The organism is Roseimaritima sediminicola, assembly GCF_009618275.1.
In the GTDB taxonomy this organism is placed as follows: Bacteria; Planctomycetota; Planctomycetia; order Pirellulales; family Pirellulaceae; genus Roseimaritima; species Roseimaritima sediminicola.
This window is the reverse complement of sequence record NZ_WIAD01000054.1, coordinates 15,842-41,297: the sequence shown is the minus strand read 5'-3', so window position 1 is coordinate 41,297 and position 25,456 is coordinate 15,842. Positions and strand designations below refer to the sequence as shown.

18 protein-coding genes are annotated in these 25,456 nt (G+C 57.7%); 7 read left to right on the top strand and 11 right to left on the bottom strand.

Going from position 1 to position 25,456, the window contains the following annotated elements:
- Positions 1–1,231 precede the first annotated feature (1,231 nt).
- On the top strand, positions 1,232–2,440 hold the full coding sequence (locus GE027_RS19270) for a flagellar biosynthesis protein FlhF (protein ID WP_153558856.1): 1,209 nt from the start codon (positions 1,232–1,234) through the stop codon (positions 2,438–2,440).
- 125 nt (positions 2,441–2,565) lie between these two features.
- Here GE027_RS19270 and GE027_RS19265 read toward each other — a convergent pair whose 3' ends face one another.
- From GE027_RS19265 to GE027_RS19255, 4 genes are all read right to left on the bottom strand, one after another.
- Positions 2,566–2,955, bottom strand: coding sequence for a hypothetical protein (locus GE027_RS19265; protein ID WP_153558855.1), 390 nt, complete (start codon positions 2,953–2,955; stop codon positions 2,566–2,568).
- Positions 2,956–3,057: 102 nt separating this feature from the next.
- A complete protein-coding gene (locus GE027_RS19260) occupies positions 3,058–4,074 on the bottom strand; it encodes a DUF1573 domain-containing protein (RefSeq protein WP_162006827.1) in 1,017 nt (338 codons plus the stop codon).
- Entirely contained in the window at positions 4,071–5,057 is a 987-nt protein-coding gene (locus GE027_RS22880; RefSeq protein WP_162006826.1) for a hypothetical protein, read from the bottom strand. Before GE027_RS22880 ends, GE027_RS19260 begins: the two co-directional genes overlap by 4 nt.
- A 972-nt stretch (positions 5,058–6,029) precedes the next feature.
- Positions 6,030–6,731, bottom strand: a complete 702-nt coding sequence (locus GE027_RS19255) for a hypothetical protein (RefSeq protein WP_162006825.1) — start codon at positions 6,729–6,731, stop codon at positions 6,030–6,032.
- Positions 6,732–7,036: 305 nt separating this feature from the next.
- Between GE027_RS19255 and GE027_RS19250 the strand changes: the two genes are divergently transcribed.
- Positions 7,037–7,951 (top strand): MauE/DoxX family redox-associated membrane protein, encoded by a 915-nt coding sequence (locus tag GE027_RS19250; protein ID WP_153558852.1) that lies wholly within the window; start codon positions 7,037–7,039, stop codon positions 7,949–7,951.
- A 41-nt stretch (positions 7,952–7,992) separates the two neighbouring features.
- Here the strand turns inward: GE027_RS19250 and GE027_RS19245 are convergent, their stop codons facing one another.
- From GE027_RS19245 to GE027_RS19230, 4 genes are all read right to left on the bottom strand, one after another.
- Positions 7,993–8,829 (bottom strand): glycosyltransferase family 2 protein, encoded by an 837-nt coding sequence (locus tag GE027_RS19245; RefSeq protein WP_153558851.1) that lies wholly within the window; start codon positions 8,827–8,829, stop codon positions 7,993–7,995.
- A gap of 113 nt (positions 8,830–8,942) precedes the next feature.
- On the bottom strand, positions 8,943–9,908 hold the full coding sequence (locus GE027_RS19240; protein WP_153558850.1) for a hypothetical protein: 966 nt from the start codon (positions 9,906–9,908) through the stop codon (positions 8,943–8,945).
- Positions 9,909–10,076: 168 nt separating this feature from the next.
- Positions 10,077–10,898, bottom strand: coding sequence for a hypothetical protein (locus tag GE027_RS19235; RefSeq protein WP_153558849.1), 822 nt, complete (start codon positions 10,896–10,898; stop codon positions 10,077–10,079).
- Positions 10,899–12,009: 1,111 nt separating this feature from the next.
- A complete protein-coding gene (locus GE027_RS19230; RefSeq protein ID WP_153558848.1) occupies positions 12,010–12,480 on the bottom strand; it encodes a glycosyltransferase in 471 nt (156 codons plus the stop codon).
- Between the two features lie 204 nt (positions 12,481–12,684).
- On the opposite strand from GE027_RS19230, the gene GE027_RS19225 reads away from it, so the two are divergent.
- Complete coding sequence (locus GE027_RS19225; protein ID WP_153558847.1) at positions 12,685–14,412, top strand: glycosyltransferase family 39 protein; 1,728 nt, start codon at positions 12,685–12,687, stop codon at positions 14,410–14,412.
- Positions 14,387–15,451 (top strand): DUF1559 family PulG-like putative transporter, encoded by a 1,065-nt coding sequence (locus GE027_RS19220; RefSeq protein ID WP_237607660.1) that lies wholly within the window; start codon positions 14,387–14,389, stop codon positions 15,449–15,451. Before GE027_RS19225 ends, GE027_RS19220 begins: the two co-directional genes overlap by 26 nt.
- Positions 15,452–15,629: 178 nt before the next feature.
- On the opposite strand, the gene GE027_RS19215 is transcribed toward GE027_RS19220, so the two are convergent.
- Positions 15,630–15,980, bottom strand: coding sequence for a hypothetical protein (locus GE027_RS19215; protein ID WP_153558846.1), 351 nt, complete (start codon positions 15,978–15,980; stop codon positions 15,630–15,632).
- Between the two features lie 733 nt (positions 15,981–16,713).
- Here GE027_RS19215 and GE027_RS19210 point away from each other — a divergent pair.
- The 3 genes from GE027_RS19210 to GE027_RS23470 all read left to right on the top strand — a co-directional run bounded on the left by GE027_RS19210 (position 16,714) and on the right by GE027_RS23470 (position 22,049).
- Complete coding sequence (locus tag GE027_RS19210) at positions 16,714–17,850, top strand: hypothetical protein (protein ID WP_153558845.1); 1,137 nt, start codon at positions 16,714–16,716, stop codon at positions 17,848–17,850.
- Positions 17,851–18,520: 670 nt separating this feature from the next.
- Entirely contained in the window at positions 18,521–18,667 is a 147-nt protein-coding gene (locus GE027_RS23615; RefSeq protein ID WP_153558843.1) for a DUF1559 family PulG-like putative transporter, read from the top strand.
- 1,411 nt (positions 18,668–20,078) lie between these two features.
- A complete protein-coding gene (locus GE027_RS23470; protein WP_237607659.1) occupies positions 20,079–22,049 on the top strand; it encodes a BPSS1187 family protein in 1,971 nt (656 codons plus the stop codon).
- Here GE027_RS23470 and GE027_RS19185 read toward each other — a convergent pair whose 3' ends face one another.
- Together GE027_RS19185 and GE027_RS19180 are read right to left on the bottom strand one after the other, a co-directional pair.
- The gene (locus tag GE027_RS19185; protein WP_153558842.1) at positions 22,050–23,651 is read right to left on the bottom strand and encodes an ATP-binding response regulator; all 1,602 of its coding nucleotides are present in this window, start codon (positions 23,649–23,651) and stop codon (positions 22,050–22,052) included.
- A 54-nt stretch (positions 23,652–23,705) separates the two neighbouring features.
- Entirely contained in the window at positions 23,706–25,220 is a 1,515-nt protein-coding gene (locus GE027_RS19180; RefSeq protein WP_153558841.1) for an ATPase domain-containing protein, read from the bottom strand.
- Between the last annotated feature and the right edge of the window lie 236 nt (positions 25,221–25,456).

Sequence of the window (25,456 nt, the reverse complement as noted above, 5' to 3'; positions counted from 1 at the left end):
GTCAAGACTCGCCGGAGCCTGTGGGAGCGTACTCGCGCGGCAGCATTGTCGTTCGTGTTCACAAGCTTCCGGCAGCTCTTCGAAGCCATTCTCTTGGATCGCTGTCGCAACCAAGTCTATCCTGGCCCATCCGGCTAACGGGCCGACATTCGCCCGGCCACAAGGCCGCTTCAACGTCCAAACGCTACACAGCAGTGGCTCTGACCGAGCGCACTTGATGATCGACTGTGCAGTCAACAGAAAAAGGCAGTCTTTTTCGCGTCAAGCATGGGGCGCAGTGCGGTAAAACGAGTCTTCGCCGCCTTCCACCACCATCGTCATGCCTCCAAGCGCCTCCATCTGCTCGTCGCACCCACCGCCGGGCCGAAAAACAGCCATGGCCGGGAATTGCTGTCCAGGCGGTAAACCGTGCCGAACGTTCGAAACGGCCGAAATGCCGAAAGACTCCCGCCTACCTGCTTGGAAGAGGGGGGATTCGGATCCTGCTGTGAAGTTTCCAGGCAAGCTGCGCCGATGAAGGCGAGGAGGTAATTGCAGCATTAAGGTCGGGCACGCCCGCGCATGAAACAAGGATCAATGAAAGCATATGAAGCTAAGTTGATTTGTGCCGTTCCCTAAGCACGTAGCAATGGCGGGCAGGCAGCGCCGGGGTCGGGCCTTGTCTTCGGTGTTCGAGGCGGTTAGCAGTCAAAGGCTGCTCCTTTTGTTTTGCCTCCGCAGCAGGCCGATGGGGTTGTTGTTCTCACCGCAACTATAGCAGTGAGCCAGGTTGTTCTTCGGCTTCACGGTCGCTCGCGGTTCGCCACAGCCAGGACACTGGGCGCCGGGTTCCGCATTGGTCCGGAGGGCGACACAGCCGGGACGCTCCTCTATCGTCACTGTGAGGCTTTTGTTGGTTTGCTTGGGATGGGGGCCGGCGGTTGACACCTATTTTATCTACACGCGTCCGCTAGCAATTCACACCCCGGGATAATTTCGAGTGGTGCGAAATTTGCTTACAACTAGGGTGGCCCGAAACCACCATTTCGGCAGCGTTGTAATTCAGATGCCCTAGGAATCTCAGTTGCCAGACTATCCGGTTGAACCAGTCGTTGACCCAGGTGTCTTTCAGTGGAGAACTTACGTACGTCCGCCGGCGGACACGCTCCCAGTAGGCTATAACGATCGCTATGAAAGACTTGTTGCGGAGCATCTTTCGCCAGCACATCGAACGGCCGCTGGACTGCGAGCTTTGCCAGCCGACCACACGTCCAAGGCTTCCACGCAAGCAGCGTGGCGTTTTTTCAATGATAAAGCTTCTACGCTAAAGCAAGTTTTCTCTCCGATCTTAGCCAAAGTGCGATCGCAGATCCAAAGCGATTGCCAGCAGTTTGTCCCGGTCGCATGCGACTGGTGCAACCTTCACTACAAAGATCATCATGGCAAAAAGGGACGGGTGGCGTTATCGCGAATCCAGGACCTTGGCTACGAGATGTTCAGCGGACTCGCGTTGAACGACGTCGATGGTCAGCCGATAGGCCCGTTGTGGTTTGAACTTCGAGACGAACAAGGTGTACATTCGACGCGCTGCCATGAAGTGCGACGGGCAATTTCAGTACTCGACGAGGTCGCTGCAAGCATGGAGTTTGCTGCCAGTCTGAACCTCGGGCCGGTGCCGATCTTCATCATTGACGCCGAATGCGATAGCATCGCTCACCTTCGCCAGTGGGATGCCGCCGGAATGACTTTTCTGGTTCGCGGCCAAGCAAAGAACACCGCGAAACATGAGAACAAACGTCGCAATCTCAAGGAAATTGGCGATGTGCTCCATGACTCGGGTGGCTTCACGTACGTTCGAAAAGTCAACTATGAGGGGCGCAAGCTGCAGCAGTGGGTCGCTGAAACGGCCATCATAATCACTCGGCCGGCAAGACCAGAACGCCTCGGCGAACCTCGCAAATCCATTCCAGGGGTTCCTTTACCCTTGCGGTTAATCGTCAGTGAGCTTCGCGATGAAAACGGCGAGGTGGTTGCGACGTGGTATCTGTACACCAACGCGCCAGCATCGGTAGCGAGCGCTACAATTGTTCTTTGGTACTACTGGCGTTGGCAGATCGAGGATTTTCACAAGCTTCTAAAGGCAGCGGGCCAAGAGATGGAGCATTGGGGGCAGGAGACATGTGAAGCTATTGCTCGCCGCCTAGCAGTGGCGACGATGGCATGCCTGATCGTGTGGTCGCTCGCCCGTGACCCCGGCGAGGAAGCGGCTCAAATACGCCAAGTCTTGGTTCGTCTAAGCGGACGCCAGATGTCTCGCAAACGGCCAGTGACTGCGCCGGCGATGTTTGCTGGACTATGGGTTCTGCTTGCATTCGACGATGCATTACGAAAATACGACCTCGACGCTCTGCGGCAGTACGCCGCGAACGTGCGCAATAGAATTGCAAGCATCTTCCTGTAGATAAAATAGGTTGACACCGCCGGCGGGGGCTGTGTCGCCCTGCGGGCTAATCCGTGGGTTGAGGCGGAAACAGACCACGGTTGATCACGTCGGTGTCGATCGTCGTTCCGGTTTTCAGGCAGAGTCTAATTTTTCGCTGCGTCTCGGATCGCTCTTCCTTTTTGCTGAAATACCTCCAGTTGATCCGGCTGGGCGAGAGCATCGCCAATCTCGTAAACTGCCGTAAAGCACTCTTTGCTGAACTCCAGGTCGCCGCGAGCCTTCGCTGCTTCCGCTTGGTCTATCAGGTCTCGGGCAAGGCTCGAGACTGAAGCCATGAAGTCTAAGGCCTCGGCTTGAACGGCAGTTCGTTCACCTGCTGGAAGTTCCGCGAACTCTGATTCGCTCAGGTTCAGGTACCCTCGCGGCGAGTCAGAGAACATCTGATCAATGCCTTCGGATCGCAACAAGGCGACGCATTCTTTGAAGTCTCCCTCCGCTGCAAATTGGAACGCAGCGGTAAAACCATCGGTCACGTCGCCTCCGGCTCGTGTGGAAACTGAGCCCTCGCGGCTCGAACAACCTAAAGCCATTGCAAAAAGCAAGCAGTACACAAAAGTAAATCTGTCCATTTTTTCTTAAAGATCCTTAGGTGCAATTCGACGGGTCTGCGAAATCACCACAACAGGAATGCTCAACCGCTCAACCTTTCCGCTCTGGGTCGCAATCCGAAATACAAACACCCCTAACCATCTATTATTTTCCCATACAAACCCACGTTTAGGACTGACCCGAAAGACAATATAGTTGTTCTCGTTCTCCTTCTTAATTTCTACTGTCAGCAGCTGGTCTAGCCGTGAGGAGCTGTACATCAGCTTAATAGCGTCCAGCGACGCCGGTTCTACCCGAATGCGGGTCTCGAAATTGCTGTCCTCAGGATAGACTGGACCAATTGAAACCATGGACGGACTTGCCGAAACCGTACCTTGTATAACGCCTCGCAGTGTAAGTTGCTCAGTCTCTCCCAGCTTTTCGGATGTGCTGATTGTCGTGAAAATTTCACCTGACGCCGCATTGCTCCTAACCGTCATGACTGGATCTTCCATTGTTCCGGTGGTGCCCTGTACATTAATCCCGATGGCCGCATGGTCCAATTTAGGCGAATCCACTAAAGTGCTGGAGGCAAGCTTGATCCGCCGGTGGATAGGAAGCTGCTCTCTCGCAACAACTCCGAGATCTACGTCTTGTGCCTCGACTTTTCGCGGCCGCGAAGGGGGTGCAAACGCAGTAATAACTAGGCAGGGACTGACTGGGTCATTCGAAAAAATGTAGACCGGAGTCGTCTTTCCCTGCCGCACCTCTGTTTCACCTAGTTTCATGGAAACACGCAGTTTGCCACTGCCGCCCGGCGGAATGACTTTATGTGTTAACTCCGTCTCCACGCAGCCGCAGCCGGTTTGGATCCGATGGATCAGCAAGTTGCGATCTCCGCTGTTGCCTATGACTACAGACTTTTCTTTCTTTCTTGCGGGATGCACGCCGTCAAACTCAAGGGCACCTGCTGTCGCATAAATCTTCGGGACCGGCCGTGCCGTATACAGCCAAGCTACAACTGAGCAAATTACTATTGCAGGGACAAGTAAATGGGTTTTCAACGGACTGCCCTCGTTTTTATATGTATCCACACTAAGAAGGCCACACCTGCGAACATAACTAGCGCGAGGCCGGCACGGGGCCGTGGAAACTGCTCTGAGGATCCCTCTTGGATAGGTAACGCACCTGAGTTCCTTAGCCGCTTCATATTTAAATCGTAGTCGTCTACATGACCGGCCATTGATGGCGACAACGAAAATATGGAACGGTCGACCGGCGTGTTGATTTCTATAGATTCCTCCGGTAGAAAATACTGATACCGTGAAAGCTCATCGGTCACATCGACGATTTGCGGTACCCACACTTCAGCGTCGCCTACCGCCGCCGAAAACAGTTTCCGGCTGCTTATCGTCGACTTCCTGTCAGGCAGCTCTACGTAAACCGGAAAATAATCATGTTCTGTCGCAAGCTTGACGACCGCTGAAGGCAAGCCGTTTGCTTGAGGAAACCTCACTTCGACACATTCGTAGTTCAGATGCATTGCGCCTTCCGAAATGCTAAATCCGCCAACCTTTCTTTGCTGCCAGGAATCAACATCCCTAACGTCGCTCCAGTCATGCGCCAGATCCGGAAAGAGCCAGATATAGGGAAGAATCATTGGGTTGGGCATACCGTAGGGCATTGGCACCCGGTTGTTCTTCGAGAATGACAGCGTGTCCACTTTCTGGTCAAAATTCTGATATCGTTCGCCGTCAAATGCAAAGATCATCTGCGGTTGATTCAACCCCCCTTCCCCAAAGCTGACATCGGTTCGATAGTAATCGCCAGCTTGTGTAATTTCGTAATGAAATTCCGCGACCTCACCCTCGGCGGAGGTTGTTTTCTGGGTAACGCGACAAACGTAGTTGCGAATCTTGCTAACGGCCATCGCCGCTCGCTGTATTGAAACATGATCTCTGCCTGTCTCGCCGGAAGCTGCGGCAACCGTTGTGGCTATCAGGCTAAGGATAGCTACTGCCACATTGGGGCCGCTGCGAACATTCATCAAATCTTCCCGGAGCTTTTGGGCTGGTTAGAGTGTCAGTTCCTGTGGACACGAAGCAGTCGCCATGATGTTTGCACAACATCGCGACTGCGATTCGACGGTTGCTGGAATTCGTGCCTTTGGTTTAGAAGCAATCGGCGAGCGCTGGGTCGCCGCAGTAAGTTGCAGTGGGCGTGGCACACGGATACCCAAGGTAAGGGGCATAGACCAGTCCGCAATAAGTTTGGGTCGTGTTTGGAATCCACATCGGTCTACCGTACTCGTCGTCGTCGTTGTGAGGGACAACCTGAGGGATCGACGAAATCGTCCAGCAGCACTGCCCGCCTCCCATAGAGAAGTCGCAGGGGATCGCGTCATGTGTGCAGTCTACACCATTCGCGGAATCGGAACCGCTTACGCACCTGAGCGTAATCGCGAGAATCGCACAAATTGCAGTCTTCAACATCTCAGTCTCCTAAAGAAAAAGTTTTTAGAAAACGCAGAAGCATCAGCGATGGGTGCGATCCGACCGCTCGAATTTCTTCTGCAGCCACCGCTGCTTACCATTTAAGTTCGGTTTTGCAGACCCTTTGCTTTACTCAGCGGGGATCTAGAAAAATCGCACAACTGCCGCGTGGACGAACTGGACATGCGATGGTTAATCGCAAGATATCAGCCGTGAGTCGCGTGTCAATAGTGCGGATGTGATTCTTGATTGAACGAGTGTGGATTCACGCTTTTTTGAGCGGCTCGGTTCGGTCTTTCCGATGGAGTGTACGCAACTGCTGTTTAGACCTGCCCTGTTCGTGTCACCCTCGATGTCGTTAGCCATTGGGCCGTTATGAGATGTGTAGATCCGATCAACGCAGCACCCGTTTGGCAAAACACACGGTGCAATCGACCGCATCGAGTTCGAGTGTGCATGGGCGTTTGTGGCACGTGCTCCGACTAGCGTGAGGCCGCTCCTCAAACTTAGGTCGCTCGAAGAAGTCGTCATTCCGCCCGGCGAAGAGATGATTGTCGCAGCGCCGATAGGGCTTCGGAAAGGAAGTAGAGCACTGCACGTCGCTGCGTATTTGACAAGCTGCCAGATTTGCCGCTTGCATAGGGGTGAAGGATCTGCTGCAGCATTTGCACGTGATTGATTGCGTCTTGAGTGACTTCGTCGGCCCCAGCAGGATCGTCTACAATTGCATCTCCTGGAGCGCCGGCCTGTATGTCCCTCGGCGGCTTCGCCGCTTTGCCGCGACGCGCCTTGGCTTTCTTGCCCTTGCCGCCGGCAGCCACGCGAAGCAAGCCGGCTGCGGTGATCTCCGCGCCCAGCACCGAAGCCGCACGTACGTAATCGGCGAACTGCCGGTCCGATACGGTGGCCTCTCGCTGCCACCGCTTGGACTGGTTCTGCGTGATTCCCAGATCACTCAATTTCAAACGGTCATCGTGACCATTTGATTTTCGGTCACCGCCCCTGAGCCGCAGTTGCGACAGCAGTTTTCCTGCTTTCCGCTCGGCCATCAACCTCAGCGTCGCTGCCCGGTTCTGTACTTCCAAGCTCTGGTTTGCGCTCTTGGCCCACGTTCGAATCGCTTCGGCGCGACTTCGCAGGTCGGTTAGCTCGTCGAGTCGTTCCGCTTCGGCGATGGCTCTGGAGCAGTCATCCAACATGATAATGTTATGTGTGTTCTCAGCGGTCACAGTTGCCCCTTAAATCGTCACGTTGTCGCAGCGTCAAGCTCGCCGCGCGGAAGCCCCACACGCCACGCAATCTGGTTGGTGACCGCTGATTATATGCCTTGGCGTAGGGGACATGCAAACACTTGTGGAACGTGCGACCCGAACGGAAATAACGCAGTCAAAAATACGAAGTTGTCTATTTCTGTCGGCATGATTAAATCGTTTTGCTATGATCCTTCGCTGTTTCACGCTGTTCAGCGGTTAGGGGGCAGTAGCAGTTTTCCTGAAGATTGGGTGGGGGAATGGTGCCAAGCACATGGATCGTAGTGCGTTCGCTGCTGGCTGCAGTGTTGTTGATGAGCGCGTCGGCGAAGGGGATGGATGCAGCTAGGATTCTTGGATCGGACGGACTACTTTCTTCGACGCCGCGACTTTCGGGGGTGATCGGTTTCGAAGTGTTCGCAGCTGTCTTCATCGCCCTGGCTCCCAGCCGGACCGCGCACCGGTTCGGGTTGCTCGTCTTCTCAGGACTGGCTTGCGTTGCTGCATGGGCATGGTGGACGCAAGCCGATTGCGGTTGCTTTGGCTCGGAAACACCCCAGGGATTTCCCCTGGTCGTGGATCTTATCGCAATTGGTCTTCTGCTGGCGGCTCGCCACAGCGTGAAGGCTTGTCGCATTGGCGGCGACGGCGAGTTCCGACGCCAAGTCGTCCTCGCGCTGACCGCAGCCGTTGTCTTGGGTGGGTTCGCTACAGTCGCGACAAACTGGCGAATGGATGCGACCTTAGATGAGCAGGAAATGCCCGCCTGGTTCGGCGACAATCTGGTTGGAAGGAAGATGCCCCTGCTCCATGACAAACGCTTTGCGGCGGTGATGCCAACGTCGGGCGAAGCGTTAATTGTGCTGCTCCGTCCGGATTGTGAGCACTGTCACGAAGTGGCAAAGTCGTGGCGAGAATTCGGCACGAGCGGGTCGCGAAGAGGGGTCTTTGTGGTTGGCGTTAGCGTAGCGACCGATGGCTGGACCGTGATGCCTGGAACGGTGTCGGCTGCGCCAAGTGACAGCGAAGATGAGTTCAAGCTTGTTTGGGGCGGCGCCCAAGAGCCGTTCATCGCCGCGCCGACATTCATCGCCGTTCGCGACCAAACCGTCGCTGCTGTCGTCAGTGGCGAGGATGCTTCGACACTGCATCGAAACGCGGACTGGGTTGAGCAGTTGTTATCGCGTGCCGATGAGTAGTGATTGACTCGTCGAGTATTTCGCCGGTGATGAATCGCTGTTCAGTGCGAGGATACTTTGGATGCAGTGAGGTTTTCCCGCGAAGCTTCGGGAGGGCCGGACTCTGGCTGCCAGTTTCGGTACCGCATCAGCGTGCCCAGGCACTCGAGGCCGTCGGATACCAGCCGCAGTTTCTTTCCTTCTTGCGTCCGCCGCGGCGTGTACTGCACCGGTACCTCTCGCACCGTGAGGTTCAAGCGGGCCGCTTTGGCAACGAACTCGGGACAGAACTCAAATCCCTCGCACTGCAACTGCATCGCGCGCACCCGCTCGGTTTCGGCGACTTTGTAACAACAGGCCGCGTCCGACAACCGGTAGCCATACAAGAGGCGGACCATGGAGTTGACCAGAGCCAGTCCCAGGCGGTGGGCCGTGCGGAAGCGTCGCCGGTCGGCTTGTCGCGTCCCGATCACCCAATCCACTTCGCCCTCCGTCAGCGGCGACAGGAGCGATTGGTAGGCCGATGGGCAGAGCTCTAGATCCGCATCCTGCACTAAAAAATAATCTCCCTCGGCCACCTCAAGGGCCGTGCGAATCGCTCGGCCTTTGCCTCGATTGGCTCGATGCGACAGGTGCACGATCCGCGTTGTCTGCGAATTTAAACTTTCTCGCTTCGGCATCCACTCGGCAATCAAAGCCCCCGAGTCATCCGTCGACCCATCGTCCACCACGACGATTTCTTTGCTGGTCGGTTCGGCGTACAAGCGATCGAGCAGTCGTGAGACGGTCGCCGCTTCGTTGTACACCGGAACGGCGACGGTTAGATTGGACCTGCCGCGGTTGGATGTCGATTCGGCTGCCGACGCGACGACTTCCCCGATGCTTTGGTAATGATTCAATTCGCTTACCGCATTTCATGGTTGTGAAATGAGGGGCCTTCGATTCCTGCCCTCTGTGTGATGGGGATTCTCCGGCAAGGGCGATCACAATGCAAGAAAAACTCCTTCCGGGTTCAACTTGGGAAGGCCAAGGACGGTGGATTTTCGGAGGTCTTGCGGTGGTGTCCGGATGATTTGCTGCTGTTCTCAGGAAGCTGAGTCACCTCTACAGCCAATGAAGCGGCCCGTCGTCCCTGCCGCAGTTCGACGTTGAAACTCTCGCATTCCCACGAAAGCACAGAGACAGTCATCTTCCATGCCTTCGGGCCCAATCTGGCAACTTTAACCGCGACGTGCTCGTCCATCGCGTTGGTTGTCACGGTTAAGTCGCCCGCCTTAATGGCCTGCACAAAAACTGTTCGGCTGACCGGAAAGCCGCCGCCATAATCGAGCGGTATCCACAACTTAGGGGCGGACAGAAGAAGTCCATTTTCTGGCAGCATAGTCACCGATAGCTTACCGGGGTCTACGCTGGACTGCTCGGGGAGTAAATCGATCCAGGAGAATACCTTACTGTTACGGCAAGTTCCAATTGCGGTCACCTCGACGGTGCCTTTCCAGGCATTGCTGGCATCGTCCAGCCGTATATCTTGGACTTCCGATGCATGGATCAGGTCTGGGTGAGCGGCACGGACTGTAAGCTGCGACAAGTCAGTTGCGCTTGTTACAATTACTTGCCGTTTTTCACCGAAACTAAGCTTAAGATCTCTCGGGCTTGCCGTGATAGAGGGGAGCACCTTGAGTTGGAAGCGGTCGGTTAGACGGGTCTGTTTGCCGTGTTCATCAGCGATAAGGAGGCTGTAGCCAATGGCTGTATCCCCACTCTTCAAGTGGGTATCCGACACTATCTTTATTGGCAGACGACCCGTCTCGAGCGCTAGCGGTAGGTGCCGACCATTGACCGTTGTGGCTCCAATGGCGAGCGAGGTGCAGCCGCAGTCGGTGTGGGTAGCAAGCAAGCGGAACCGCCTGTCTTTAGGCACCAATAGCTGCCTTACCGTCTCCACCGTTTGGCCTGCGATTACCGCATCGGGCAGCACCTGCCCTCCTTCTATAGCAGGCCATTGTTGGTGCGCAAGATTGCGAAGCGAATGCAGTCGAAGTACGCCGCTTCCTAGCAGTGCAAACGCAATCGTAAGCCCGATTGCCTGATAAGCCCGTCTGTACATAGCTCTCCGCACACTTGATTGGTCGTATCACAAATGCGGTCACGCAGCGGCGATACGCCTTCGCCGCAGAAGTCGCCAAGCCACGAATGCACTAATCAGTAACAGCGTCAGCGCGGTTGCCAAAACCTTAACCCTGTGTCCTGCGTTCCGCACTGGTGTCTTCTCTAGCATAAAGGCTTGCAGCTCCGTCTGGTCTTCAAAGACTTTCCCAAGCTTGCCCGATTCGTCAACAAGCTGCACTGCAGCAGTAGCGCCGTCAGCGACACTGGGGTTCTCCGGGTCGAAAGGTTGCTCAACGATCTGCACGAGCTGATTAGGGAAAAAAACCTGCGACAACCCTCTTGGCTCCGCTACCGCGTGCGTTATTCGCGTCACGCGAAAACGGCTTAACTGACGAATGTTGCCTGCGGTGCGGTCACGCGTCGAGACGTCTGTGGCCAGAAAAGCACCTTCGCCAACCTCCTCGAACTGCAGGGCTTCTTTTTCTGCGTAGACAGTCGTGCCGTCGTGAGTAACCGACTCCTTGATGCTGTGGCGAGGCAGATAGCCGTATGCAGGGTCCAGCACTAACGTGAGCTTCGAACAAGTTGACGGCGGGATCGACGCCGGCGGGATGAGTTCGACAACGGGACAGTTGCGTCCTCCCGACGATATATCGCCAGTGTAGCGGACCGACGATGCGATCTCCGACAGTTGCAAAGGAGACATGGCGTATAAATCGAAGCCAAACACGCGCAATAGATACTGCGGAGGCTGCAAGTCAAGTAGGCATTTGCCGATAGGGCGAATGTGAGCGCGGTACCGCACATCATCTGGCCGAAATCCCAGATCGTTCAAGCGTTCTGCGTTCTTCGATGTCATTTTTGCAACTCGCTGGGCTTCCGTGTCCGCACAGAAACGGGAGATCGGAACGCTCTGTCCGTCACCGCTGTCCGCACTCCGAACGAACTGCCTTTCATAGAACTGACGCCCCTCTCCGTATTCCCAAAGGTCCAGGTACTTCGTGAAAGGAGCGGAGTCCGGTGGGGTCACCGTTATTTCTGCGTCGATCCTCGGCAGTTGCCTGAGTGTGGACTCACACCGCAGCAATAGATCCGCTGCTCGGGATTTGCCTGAGCCATCGTCTTCAGCGGCAACCGCAACGCTGGACAAGCATAACGAAACCAGAGTCTGAACGCCTACAAAGGCCGACGCCATAAACACTGCCCCCACCCTGTGCATTGACCCGCTACTGAACCCGCCCATTTCCTCGGCCCCACTGGTTACTTAATTGAAGGCGATAGAACTGTTGAAGAGAAACGAAGCATAACCCGCTCTAGCCAAGCCATACACGCGTCAATAACACCGCATTGCCACCACCCTGCAATCAACTTGCTTGCAAAGCTAGGGCACGGCACAAACAGTCACAACTGGCGACAGCCCCGAACTGCCGCAATCTCATAGGCGGCAGGAAGACTGACTGCAGATATTCAACAGTAAAGGTCCCCGCCGAAGCACTGCTCCGTAGGGTGGTTCTCACAGAACCCCTCGCAGTACGCCGAGTCCCAACAGTAATTCCAGTATTGCGCATCAACACAAGTGCCTCCGGTCGTACTTGAGACGCATGTGGCAGCCGCCCCAGAAGGGGCGCAAACGCTGCTCTCTGCTGGCACCTCCCACTCACCACAGGACTTGACGGTTGCTTTGTTACATGACTTAACGTACGGGGTTTCTACCGCGTAGCAAATGCAGTGAAAACCCAGAGAAAATAGCATCGCAACGGGAACCAAGAAACGAAGCATTGCCTGCCCTCAATGTGCGAGTAGGAGAAATGTTACGGAACCCGGCGCAACACCTCTGGGTATGCTCGCTGGCATTAGCCTGGAAGGCTGCGAAGCAGGAGAAGCATTTGCGCCAGGAACAGTATATATATATTCCTGGGGGGCAAGGTGCGGTCGCCGAGAAATTCGACAATTCTAGCGGGTCGACAATTTTAACAGGTCAGGTCTCTTCGGTGTTGTCTTTGGGAAAGCGTACTCGCTTCCAGGTTCTTGGTCGCAGTGTTGCTTTTTAAGTGTAGTCGCAGGCCATGAATCGACTTGTCACGCCATTGCCGAGCGGAAGCAGGTCCAGGTGACTGTGATAGGTGGGCCGTGCGAATCGCTCGGCCTTTGCCTCGATTGGCTCGATGCGACAGGTGCACGATCCGCGTTGTCTGCGAATTTAAACTTTCTCGCTTCGGCATCCACTCGGCAATCAAAGCCCCCGAGTCATCGGTCGATCCATCGTCCACCACGATAATTTCTTTGCTGGTCGGTTCGGCGTACAAGCGATCGAGCAGTCGTGAGACGGTCGCCGCTTCGTTGTACACCGGAACGGCGACGGTTAGATTGGACCTGCCGCGGTTGGATGTCGATTCGGCTGCCGACGCGACGACTTCCCCGATGCTTTGGTAATGATTCAATTCGCTTACCGCATTTCATGGTTGTGAAATGAGGGGCCTTCGATTCCTGCCCTCTGTGTGATGGGGATTCTCCGGCAAGGGCGATCACAATGCAAGAAAAAACGTGTCCGGTGCCCTCCCCGGGCCTGAGAGCCCGACCCTCCTCCTGCGTGAGAGGGTGTTGTTATAGCGTGCTACGGAAATGATTTTGCTGACGTGCTTACGATGAACGATTCGCCCTCCACCGATGGTCAGCCGGCAAGGCCGACTCGCGATTGTCGTCCAAGATTGCTGGGCGTTGTGGTTGCCGTCGTTTTTGTCCTCTACACGTTGATGCTCGGCTGGTCGGCTTACCGCCATTCCCCGATCGCCGACGAGCCGGCATACCTGGCTTCTGGTGTCAGTCACTGGAAACACGGCCATTTCGAACTGTGCAAAGTCAGTCCGCCGCTGGTGCGACTGGTCGCCGCGATTCCCGTCGTCTTGGCCGGCGCGGAACTGGATCAGGACGCGGTGCCGCTGCACAGCCGCCATCGCATGGAACACCTGGCCGGTCGGGAGTTCGCCAAGGCCAACAGCGAGCGGGCGTTTTGGCTGTTCACCCTGGGACGCTGGGCGTGCCTGCCCTTTGCCTGGCTGGGTGCGTGGATTTGTTTTTCTTGGGGCAAGCAGTTGTATGGAGCCGGTGCGGGGCTGGCGTCACTGATCCTGTGGTGCTTCAGTCCCAGCGTTCTCGCGCACGCCCAGATGCTCAACGCCGACGTTGGCGTGACCGCCCTATCGCTGGCCACATGTTACCTGTTTTGGCGCTGGTCCCGAGCGCCGCAATTGCCGCTGGCACTGGCCGCCGGTGCGACGCTGGGCCTGGCGCTGCTGGCCAAGACCAATGCCATCGTCTTACCTCCCGTGATCGTGTTGGCTTCGTTGATTCACGGGTATGCTCAGCCGCAGCGGCAGGTCGTCCTGCGGCTGCGGCATTTGGCGTTGGCGTTCTTGGTTTCGCTGTATGTGATCAATTGGGGTTATGGCTTTGCCGGATCGTTCACCCGTTTGGGCGATTTCCGTTTCTTCAGCAAGACGTTCGTCGGAGATGCTTCGCCGGGCAGCCAGTTCCGGCTGAACGGACCGATCTGGGACTCCATCCCGGTGCCCTTGCCGGCACCGATGGTCGAGGGCATGGACCTGCAGAAGGTTGATTTTGAAAACTCCAGAGGACGAATCCGAACCTATCTTAGCGGTCAGTGGTACGACCACAGTTGGTGGTGGTACTACCTGTATGTGGTGGCGGTCAAGGTTCCGATCGGCACCTGGGTGTTGGTGATCACCGGCAGTGCCATCTGGGCCATGGGGCGAACGCCCGGGCGTCTGGAAGTGGGATGTTTTGTGGTCCTTCCGGCGGTTGCCTTGTTTTTACCGGCTTGTTTGCAAACCGGTTTTGGGGCGGGGATCCGTTATGTGATGCCGGCATTTCCTTTCGTCTTTCTGTTGGCTGGTTCGGTTTTCTGTATGCGTGCGTCGAAGGTTTGGTTGGGGGTGGGCGCGGCGGCTTTGGTGCTGGGGCCGATCGCCAGTCTGCGAACCTATCCTCACAGCCTGTGCTATTTCAACGTGTTGGCGGGCGGACCGAATCATGGGCATTTCCACTTGATCGACAGCAACATGGAATGGGGGCAGAATTTGCTGTACGTTGATGAATGGGTAAAATCGCATGCGGACGAGTCGCCGAAAGTCGCTCAGTGGAGTTTTTACCCGATCGAAGATTATGGAGTGGAATTCACCGAGCCGACGATTGAAGAAGACAAACCTATCCCGCCCGGCACCTATCTAATTTCTGTGAATTATTTACGCGGAAACCCGGACATGCGGCGGATGCCCCTGCGACGCTTTTTGGAGCTGGTTCCTGATGAACGAATTGCCTACACGACGTATGTCTACCACATTCCCGAGCGGTGAGTCGTCGGGAGTGGAGCGGTGGGACAGCCCGGGGGCTGCGGGGGCGACCAGCGGGATGAATCCCGCCAGGGCGACGGTATCGCAGCGGCGCGGGTTCACGTTGACCGAGTTGTTGGTCGTGTTGGCGGTCATCGCCGTGTTGATGGGCTTGCTGTTGCCGGCAGTGCAGGCGGTCCGCGAAGCCGCTCGCAACATGCAGTGCCGCAACAACCTCAAGCAGCTGGGGCTGGCGTTTGCGAATTACGAATCAACGCATGGCGTCTTGCCAGGCGGCGTCGGCCGCTATGGCTGTTGCTGGGGAACCTGGCAGGTGGCGGTCTTGCCGTTTATGGAACAATCCGCACTGGCCGAACAGTATCAGAACTTCGGCGGTCATGATCCCGGGCCGCGGTACGACAATCCGGTCAATCTGCCGGTCACGACTCAGCGGATCGCCATTCTGACCTGCCCGAGTGACTCCAACGGGACCACGCCGGAAGGGATGAGCAAGCACAATTATGCGGTCAATTATGGCAATACCACTTATTCGCAAACCGCGTTCGAAGGTGTGCCGTTCTTAGGAGCACCCTTTCGCGCTTACACCCGATCGGAAACGATCGATTCACCGACGCCCGGCCAGCCGATCACGGCGTTTGCGTATCGGTTTGGCAGGAATGTTTCCCTGGCAGCGATCACCGATGGGACGAGCAATACCTTGGCGGCGGCGGAGGTGTTGCAGGGGCGGCCCGGTGATTCGCGAGGGTTGACCTGGTGGGGCGGTGCCTCGGGGATCGTGACGTCGTTGCGACCCAACACCGACGAGATCGATGTGGTGGCCGGCGGCGGATGTGTCCCCACCTCGCAACCGTCAATGCCCTGCAGCGACCAACTGGGGGCCTCGCAGCCGCGGCGGATGGCGTCGCGCAGCTCGCATCCCGGCGGGGTGAATGTGGTCCGCTGTGACGGCAGTGTTGGCCAGATCGCCGACACGATCGATGGTCAGGTCTGGGAGGCGCTGGGCAGCGCACGAGGCGGCGAGGTGGCATCGACGACGAAGTGATGCGCCAGCAACCGGGGACTGACGTCCCCGGCAGGGGCTGTGTCGCCCTGCGGACTGTACTGATCTGACGCCCTGAATCGGATGGCATATTAATCTTGCGCGTCTTGCACGGCGCTCGCCTCATTGGCGCCCAGGATTTCGGATAATCTCGCTTCAGGCATTCGTAACTGTTCACGGATCATATTTCTTGAGTGACTTCGTCGGCCACAGCGGGATCGTCTGCAAGTGCATCCGCCGGATCGCCGGCATGTAAGCCCCTCGGCGGCTTCGCCGCTTCGGCACGACACACCTTGCCTTTCTTGTCCTTGCCACGGCCGGTCACGCGAAGCAGACCGGCCGCGGTGATTTTCTCGCCCAGCACCGAGGCTGCACTTACGTAATCGGCGAACTGCTGGCCCGATATGGTGGCCTTTCGTTGCCACCGTGTGGACAGGTTTGGCGTGATTCTCAGATCGCTCAACTTCAAACGGTCATCATGACCATTTGATTCAACCAAAATGCTGATGTAATATGTGTTCCCGGCGTTCAATGTTTCCTCTCCTGTGAGTATAGGGAGGATTTTGTCGTCACCGTCGAAAGCTAGGCGTGCCGGCGATTGCTCTTCAAACGGAGCGGGTTGGTTCGGCCTAATATCCATAACTGCCAGGAGAACAAGCATGCTATCTAGTGCGTGTCAAAAGCTTTTAAATATGGGCCTTTGTTTCTTGTGTGGGGTGGTGGTCACGTTCTCTTGTGGCGCATTCAATGCAGATGTCTCTGCAGTTATGGCAAGCGGTGTCGAGAACTGCACGGAGAGTTGCTATGAAAGCGCAACTTGGAGGGTGAGCGGCGTCCTTCTTGCTTTCGACACTCCAACCTGTGTAAGCAATAGTGCATATGGTTTCGGCCTGAGTAAGCGCGGGCCATGCAGTGCGCTGCATTATCAAACAAAGATGTACGAATGCGACGAAGGAAGTTGTTGCGGAAACACTGATCCGAGTATGTGCGAGTATCTTGACCGGTGTTTTTACATTGGCATGGCGAACGTCAGGGGATGTGACGTAGGCGAATATGTTTAGGTGATTTCGTCCTTGCTGTTGTCTCGTCCCTAGATGCTTTCACGTCACTGTTGCAGGCCGCACGCATGTGCTCTTGGGAAGATGGGCCGTCCTTCGCGCAAGTTGTCACTCTTGTCGTGTTTGTGAGATTCCAAGGTGCTCCTTGTTGCTTGTTTAGTTGGGGGCAGATGCTTTGGACAGAGCGTCGATTGAAGGAGTTTCGTTATGTTTAACCGACAAAAGCTGCGTTTGGTTGGCGGCAGTAACTGGCATGTCACCATGTTAGCCTATGTTCTCGTTTGTGTTTCAATCAGCCCCTCTCTGTTCTGCTCCCCAGTGCGGGGGCAAACCATCCACGGCGCGGAAATACTCAAAGTCTGGGAGGATTCACGGATCGAGAGTTTGGTTTGTGTATTTGAATACAGGGAAGGATTCAGTGGAGAGGTGGATGGCAGTTTCTCAAATGGGGTGGATATCGTCTCAGAGGCACCAGAGGAAATCCGCTCAGAGATAAAGCTGGTGTGGAGTCGGCCGCTTGGGGGGGGCCGGGTCTCAAGTATAGGTGGTATCAGCGATTACTCCTATATTGATCGTTGTTATACAAAAATTGAGACCTTTCACCCCAAAGGGGTGAATAACCCAAAGCATTTGGTCTTGCGAGGCTCCGGCGATGCAGGTATTCCGCCTAGTTCCATTTCACCAATTATGCATTGGGTTGACCCTGCGCGCCGCGATGTCGGGAAGGCTCTGCTGAGCATGCCGGAAACGGAACTGGATATCGTGGATCAAGGCTTCGGAACTGGGGTGGAGGTCACTTTAGGTAACGGTGACGTCAAAGTGTTTCTTGGTCGCGACGTCCAATGGCGTCCCTTGCGGGTGCAGGCGTTTCGTGAGGGACAGGTTGCGCATACAGAGACTTATGATTTCTCGGTTGCAGCTTCGGGCAGTAAGCCAAGGTTGCGAAGCTACCAATTAGTAGGGACGACAAGATCGGGGAGAGAAGTTGAACGCAAGTTAACTGTGCGGTCCATCGATTTAAGCCCCCCTGGAAAGGAAGCTTTTCTGGTCTCAGTGCCGGACCGCTCGCTGATCATTTCGCGTGCCGAAGATGGCAAAACTCTTCATTCTATCCGCTGGGATGATGGGGTTGGCGGCGATGTTTCGACCGGTCAATTGAAGGCGCTCGGCAACACACAGGGAAGTTGGGAAGGATTGGCCGCTCGCGCAAACGATCGCCGAATCGCAATGCAGCGCAACTCACATAATACTCGTTGGTTAGTCGTTTCGAGTATCGGATTGCTGTGTATTTTCACCTTTGTTTTGCTTTTGCGAAAGTCTAAGAATCGATATTCGTCAGGCTGATTAGAAATGGTGGGAAGACGTTGGGTATCCAATGGGTGAGAAAACTTCTGCTTTATGTAGGGGTGTTTTTGGTTGGCTGCGCAGTCGCCGGTTTGAGTTCTGAGTTCTTCCAGAATCATGTCGGATGGGTTGGGTCGTTACCTAAAGACGCTCGGGTTGTTCCGAGGATGGTCACCATTTTCCCTGAGCCGAACCAGGAATTATTGCGTACCGAGATACGTCTTCATAATGGAAGAGATTACCCCATTATGAAAATGAGGTTAGATGCAGGGTGTGGCTGCATAGCTTCCGAGTTGGACTCAGGGAACTTGAATAGCGGCGAATCAGCAGTTGTTTCCGTTGAAGTAAGAAAAGGACAGCGCGTCACGCCGTTCACTGTCAACCTGCTTTTTCAATACGAGTACAGAGGCGAGAAAGTCTCTGAGCGACTAGCAGTGTTGGTGGAGCATGCGAATGCGTATCCATAACGAGATGGATCTACGGAGTTAGCTCCGGTCTTGCCTTTCGTCAACACTGATTCGGAAGCAGGTTTTCCGATTCTTGAAACGTCAGTGGGCGGTAGTAGATCGCTAAAAGGGTTTTTCACGCAGCATTTCGCGGGCAGTCCGTCGCCTGCGATCGGCGTGCGGTGGCCGGCGGCGGATGTGTCCCCACCTCGCAACCGCGGATAATGGGCTCACGCGGCTTGCATCCCGGCGGCGTTAACGTGGTGCGCTGCGACGGCAGTGTCGGCCAGATCGCCGACACGATCGATGGTCAGGTCTGGGAGGCGCTGGGCAGCGCACGTGGCGGCGAGGTGGCATCGACGACGAAGTGATGCGCCAGCAACCGGGGCGTTCGCCGGGCTGTCGATTTATTGAGCCGTTTAGGCGAACGGCCTCGGTTTCGTCACGGCAGAACTGGGGCGTTCGCCCAACCGGCTCACACAAGCCATACGTTTTCGATTGAATCGACAGGTAATTGCGCCGGAGGCCCCTCACCCCCGGCCCCTCTCCCCGCCGGCCTGGGCAAGCTCCACTTGCCCAAGGCCGGCGGGGAGAGGGGAGAAAAGGTTTATTATTGCTCTCGAACAGCATTGTCGCGGCGCTGAATCGTTCCAACAGCTCAGCAGCTCGCATCGTCGCGGTCACGATATCACCCACGGTGTTCAACGGACCCCAACCGGCCAGGGCCCGCGAAAGCGCGCCGTCGGCTCAAGGGGTTGGCGGCGAAATCGATATTAGGTGTCCAGTGGTCGACCGTGATGATTCCTGCCGCGGAACCAGCCCGCAGGGCGGCATAGCCTTTGCCGGCGGTGTCAACCGCCGGGTTTCGTTTACCCAAACAAACCAAAGCCCCGGAGGGGCGGCATTCCCAATACGACCTGTGTCGCCCTACGGACTAGCGATCGCTTGCCGCCAGCAACCGGGGACTCACGTCCCCGGCAGGGGCTGTGTCGCCCTTCGGGCTCTCCCCGCCGCTCGCGGGCAAGCTCCACTTGCCCAAGGCCGGCGGGGAGAGGGGAGAAAAGGTTTATTATTGCTCTCGAACAGCATTGTCGCGGCACGAATCGTTCCAACAGCCCAGCAGCTCGCATCGTCGCGGTCACGATATCACCCACGGTGTTCAACGGACCCCAACCGGCCAGGGCCCGCGGAAGCGCGCCGTCGGCTCAAGGGGTTGGCGGTGAAATCGATATTAGGTGTCTAGTGGTCGCCTGTGGTGACCCCTGCCGCGGAACCAGCCCGTAGGGCGGCACAGCCCTTGCCGGCGGTGTCAACCGCCGGGTTTCGTTTACCCAAACAAACCAAAGCCCCGGAGGGGCGGCATTCCCAATACGACCTGTGTCGCCCTACGGGCTAGCGATCGCTTGCCGCCAGCAACCGGGGACTCACGTCCCCGGCAGGGGCTGTGTCGCCCTTCGGGCTGATGCCGGCCGCTCGCGGGCAAGCTCCACTTGCCCAAGGCCGGCGGGGAGAGGGGAGAAAAGGTTTATTATTGCTCTCGAACAGCATTGATGCCGCACGAATCGTTCCAGCAGCCCAGGCAGTGTCGCCTGAAGGCTCGGGCTTCAGCGCGGCCGTTCACGCTCTATCCCGATCGCGCGGTTCGCCGGGGTGAGCGCGGCGGGGGAGCGTCCTGCGGCGCCTGGGGCCGCGTGTTATCCTGTTGCCGAGGTTCACGCCTTCGGCGTCGTCTTCACCGCCCCACTGCCCCACTGCCCCACTGCCCCACTGCCCCACCTCACCATGCTCAAACATCCTTTGACCTTCCGAATCCCAACCGCCCTACTCTGCTTTGTCGCCCTCCTTGTTTCCGACTGGGCCGCGGCGGCTGCGCCGGCGGCGGGATCGGACGGTAACGCTGCCCGGTCGCCCAAGCATGTCCGCGTGCTGACCGTCGGCAATAGCTTTACGCGGAACGCGACCGAGTACCTTGACGAGTTGGCCGCGGCGGCGGGTTACCAGTTGACACTGAAATCGCTGTACATCGGTGGCTCGCCGCTGGAGCTGCACGCTCGCAAGGCGTTGGCCTTCGAACAGGATCGCGAGGATCCGCTGGGAACCTATCGCGGTGGCGAAAGCCTGCAGCAGGCGCTGCAGAGTGAGGCTTGGGATTTCGTCACGATCCAACAGGTCAGCATCCAGAGCCACGACATTCAGACCTATCGGCCGCACGCGGAGCAATTGGCCCGGATCGTACATCGCTACGCGCCGCAGGCCCAGTTACTCATTCACCAGACCTGGGCGTATCGCCAGGACGATCCGCGTTTCCAAAAAACAAATCCGGCGGCCGGCGAACCCACGACTCAGCAGGCCATGTACGAAGGCCTTCGCGAAGCCTATCGGGCGATCACCGCCGAGCTTTCCGCAAAACGGATTCCCGTGGGCGACGCGTTCTGGATCGCGGACAACGATCCGCATTTCGGTTACCAGCCGCCGGCAAAGGACGTCGTCGAGCAGGCCCAGCCGCCTGCCCTGCCGCCGCAGGAGCATTCCCTTCACGTGGGTTACCGTTGGCGCAGTCGCGACGGGAAACAGGTTCTGAGGATGGACGGACACCACGCGAGTCTGGCCGGCGAGTATCTGGGCAGCTGCGTCTGGTTCGCCTGTTTGTTCGACGACAGTCCGGTCGGAAACCGCTTTGTTCCCTCGGGCCTGCCCCTGCCCTACGCGACGCATCTGCAGCAGATCGCCCAGCGAGCCGTCCAGAACGGCGATGATGTGGTGCGTGGCAAAGCGGTGGAAACCACCGCGTTCGACGACCCCAGTCCACAGCGTTACGAGTTCCGCGTCCGCGCCAGCGAGATCGATCCGCGGGTGAAAGAGTATCCGGAAATCGGTTTCGTTTTTGGCTCTGCTGACAAGCCGGCGGATCTCCAGCACGCTGCGGTCGACACCCGCGTGGCTCCGCGTGGCCGGTTGGCCATTTGGTTGATGGGACACAACAGCGGACTGTTCGAACGCTGGAACCAGTACGGCATCCATGCCATCGATGTCAGCTACGCTCGCGCCTGGTTCGGAAAATTGGCTCAGCCCGAGCCCGCCGACGGTTTGGCTCGGGGGAAGATCCGCCTGGAAGCCGCCACGGGGCTGGACGTCAGCGACGAGCTGGACCTGCAGTTGCCCGACGGTGCGGCCGAGCGAGCTCGGCAGTTGCTGCTGTGGTTGGTTGAGCAGAATCCGCAGGGCAATTGGGAGCAATTCCTGGCCGACGACGGCTCGCGCGTCCGCTGGGACAAAGTAATTATCACCGGCGCCTCGCACGGCAGCACCACGGCAGCGCGTTTTGCCAAACACCAGCGGGTGGCCCGCGTGGTGATGCTGTGCGGACCGCGCGATCAGGATCAGGACTGGCAGGCCCTGCCCTCGGCGACACCCGCCAACCGCTTTTTCGGCTTTACCCATGTGCTCGATGGCGGCTGGACGGGCCACCATTACGATCGATCTTGGCGGCTGCTGGGCTTGAACGCTTTTGGCGGGATCGTCAACGTCGACCAGGTGCCTCCGCCCTACCAGCATTCGCGGCAATTGATTTCCGCAGCGGACGTCGGTGGCGACGCCCGCCGGGCCCATTCCGCGGTCACTCCCGGTGGTTCTTCTCCCGAGGCCCCGGGGGGCGGCAAGCTGTACGATCCAGTCTGGCGGTACCTGTACACGCACGACGTCGACAAGGTTGGCTCGCCGGAGAGGGTGGATTTCTCCGAGAGCGAAGAGTGATCAGGGTTTCGAGCCATCGGATGACGCGGGCGTAGAAACCGCTGTTTCGACAACTCGCAGATTCGCAAACACGCGCCGCAGTTCGGCGATGTCGACCGGCTTGGTCAGGTGATGATTGAAACCGGCCTCGAGGGCTTCGGCTTGATCTTCGGCTCGTCCGTAACCGGTCATCGCGATCAGTGGGGTTTCGTTGAACGCCGGATGGCGTCGCAGGCGGCGAGCCAGTTGCAGGCCGTTCATTCGCGGCATCGAGATATCCGAGATGACCACCTGCGGCTTTTGGGCCATCGCCTCCTCGACGCCTTGTACTCCGTCTTCGGCAATGATCACCTCATGGCCGATGGCTTCCAGCAAGCGCTGCAGGACGGTGCGAATGGCCGGCGTGTCCTCGACCACCAGTACCCGAAAACGACTTGGGCACGCGGAGGTGGGGGATGGTGAATCCTGTGTCGTGCTGTTGCAAGGCACCGCAACGGGCAGCCGCACGGTAAACGTGGAGCCCTGACCGAGACCGTCGCTGTGAACTTCGATGGTTCCGGCGTGCAGCCTTAGCAGCCGCTGGACCAAGGTCAGCCCGATCCCCAGACCGGCTTGGCCGCGTTGGCGATCGGTGTCGTGCTGGCGAAACAATTCGAATACCGAATCGATCTGATCCGCTGCGATCCCGATCCCGTTGTCCTGGACGGTCAACACGACCATGCCGGGCGTTGCTTCCGCACCGACGCGAACCCGGCCCCCGGCCGGGGTGTACTTGGCGGCATTGTTCAGCAGGTTGGCCACGCACTGCGCCAGCCGGGTGGCGTCGCCTTTGACCATCAGCGGTTGGGCGCCCAGGTCCACTTCGAGGGTTTGGTCCGATTGATCGATGAAGGGCTGGGACGCTTCGATTCCGGCCCGGACCGCATCGCGCAGGTCGATCGTTTGCCGCTCCAGCCGGATGCGTCCCCGCGTGATCCGCGAGACGTCCAGCAGATCATCGACCAGCCGCGTCAGTTGCTTGACCTGGCGGCGCATGATCTCGCGCAGTTCGGTTTCCTCCTGCAGCGACATCTGGCTCAGTTCCAGCAGATCCAGAGCATTTTGGATCGGCGAGATGGGGTTGCGCAGCTCGTGGGCCAGCGTAGCCAGGAACTCATCCTTGCGGCGATCCACCTTTCGCAGTTCGGCCTGGGTTCTTTCTTGTTCCTCCAGCAGGTCGCGGACCTCGTACTGCTTCAGCCGGCTGGTGATGGCGGAGCGCACGACGCTGAGCAGCGTTTCCATATGCACCGGTTGGCGCAGGATGGTCACATTGGCGACCGGCTTTCTGTTTAACCAACCCGGACGCTCTTCAGCGGTTACCAAGATCACCGGCAGGTCGGACCAGGTGGGTTGCCGTTCGAGCGTTCGCAGCAGGGGACGCACGTAATCGGCCGACACGATACGGGCATTGATGAGCACCGCGGCGGCGCCCAGTTCCACCTGTTGAATCAACTGGCTGAGGTTGCCACAGAAGTGTACCTCGATGCCGTCTTCGGCGAACAATCGCCCGGCTCGGCATTCGTCCGCTCTGGACGCCGCGACCATCAACAGTCGTTTCTCATTGCGACTTTGAAGGGTCATAACCAGTTGCTAGGAAAGGATAATGCGGGGCCAGCGCTGCCGGCGCGGGAATGATTACGGCTTGAGGTTTAACAGCGGCTGGTCGTCGCCGAAGTATTCGGGGGTGCCGGTCAGCACGCCGCGGAACTGATCCAGGGGGGGACCGATGCGGATGCCATCGCCCGAAAACGCCAGTTCGCGGATGGCCGTCTCGTGCCCGCCGGTCCGTTTCTTGATCACGCTGATGGCTTTGCGCACCCGGCCCTGATGTTCGAAGTAACGAAGGAGGATGTTGGCGTCGGCCAGGTAACTGGTTTCTACCGGCGATTCCACGTTCACTCCCACCATGCCGTGCTGGCTGAGGGTGATCATGGTGGTTACGCCCTTGCTGTTTAAGTAGCTGAGCAGTTCATGCAGTTGGCCGCGGAGGTAATGCGCATCGGGCATCGCATGCATGTAGCCGTTGAGGCTGTCGATGGCCACAAACGCGACATCGTCCTGTTCGACTGCCCGGCGGATATGCCAGGCGAACTCCGACGCCGACAATTCGGCCGAGTCGACTTGTCGCAGCTGGACTCGGCCTTCGTCGCGGTACCGCCGCATAGGAATATTCAGACCCTCGCAACGTTCAAGATAGTTCTGAGCGGTTTCGTCAAATACATAGATGGCGGATCGCCCACGCTGGTCGGCCGAAGCGACCGCGTAGCCGGCCGTCAGGGAACTCTTGCCGGTACCGGCCGCGCCCAGAATCAAGGTGCTGGTGCCGCGCTGCAAACCGCCGCCGAGCAACTCGTCCAGCTCCGGGAAGCCTCCTGAAACGGCTTCGTGCCGGAACCCGCCCCGATGCTCGGCGACTACCAGCCGGGGATAGATCTTCAAGCCCCCGCGGATGATCGTGAAATCATGGAAGCCGGTGCGGACCTGATGACCGCGCATCTTCGATACCTGCAAGCGACGACGGACGCGGCCATAGTCCGGAGTATGACGCTGCAGTTCAATCGTGCCGCGGACGACGCCCTGCAGTTGCAGGTCGACCTTTTCCAGGCGATCGTCGATCAATAACACGGTGCACTGTTTGGAACGGAAGAAGGATTTCAGAGCGATCAATTGGCGGCGGTAGCGAAGGTCGCTCTGCGATAAATGACGCAGCTCACGCAGGGTGTCGATAACAACGCGTTTCGGCTTGTGCTGTTCAAAGGCCGATGTGATTGCCTGCGTCAATTCCGATAGTTCCACCTCCGAGGGATGGAACATGGTGGATTCGTCCACGCCCAACAGCTCGCTGCCCGGCGAAAGATCGATGATCGTCAAGTTGTCCAGATCGAAGCCGTGCGATCGAGCGACACTGCGCAGCTCTTCCTCGCCTTCGGAAAGGGTCAGATAGAGGACCGGCTCGTCTTTCCGCAGGCCTTCCAGTGCGAACTGTAGGGCCATCGTGGTCTTGCCCACGCCGGGATCGCCCTCGACCAGAATAAAGCAGTTTGGCGACAACCCCCCACCGAGGATGTAATCCAGCTCCGGGTTGCCAGTGCTGATCAAATCCGGCGATTGGGCTGCGATTCGCGTTTCAAAGGATTCAATCGCATCCATGTTTGGGCTCGCTGAACAGAATGATCTTGGAACGAGTGCAAATGATCTCCGGACAAGTGCAAATGGTCTCCCACCGGGCGATAGAACGGCCTTCTAGCCCCCCGTTTTTCGGGTGATTCCCGCGGTGCCCAGCGAGGTCCGTCCATGGGTTGCAACTTCCATGCCGGAGTGCCGCCGGCCCCTTCGCCGGTCCCCTCCGCCCGTTGCGTTTCCCGCCGATGACGTTCGTCTCGGCC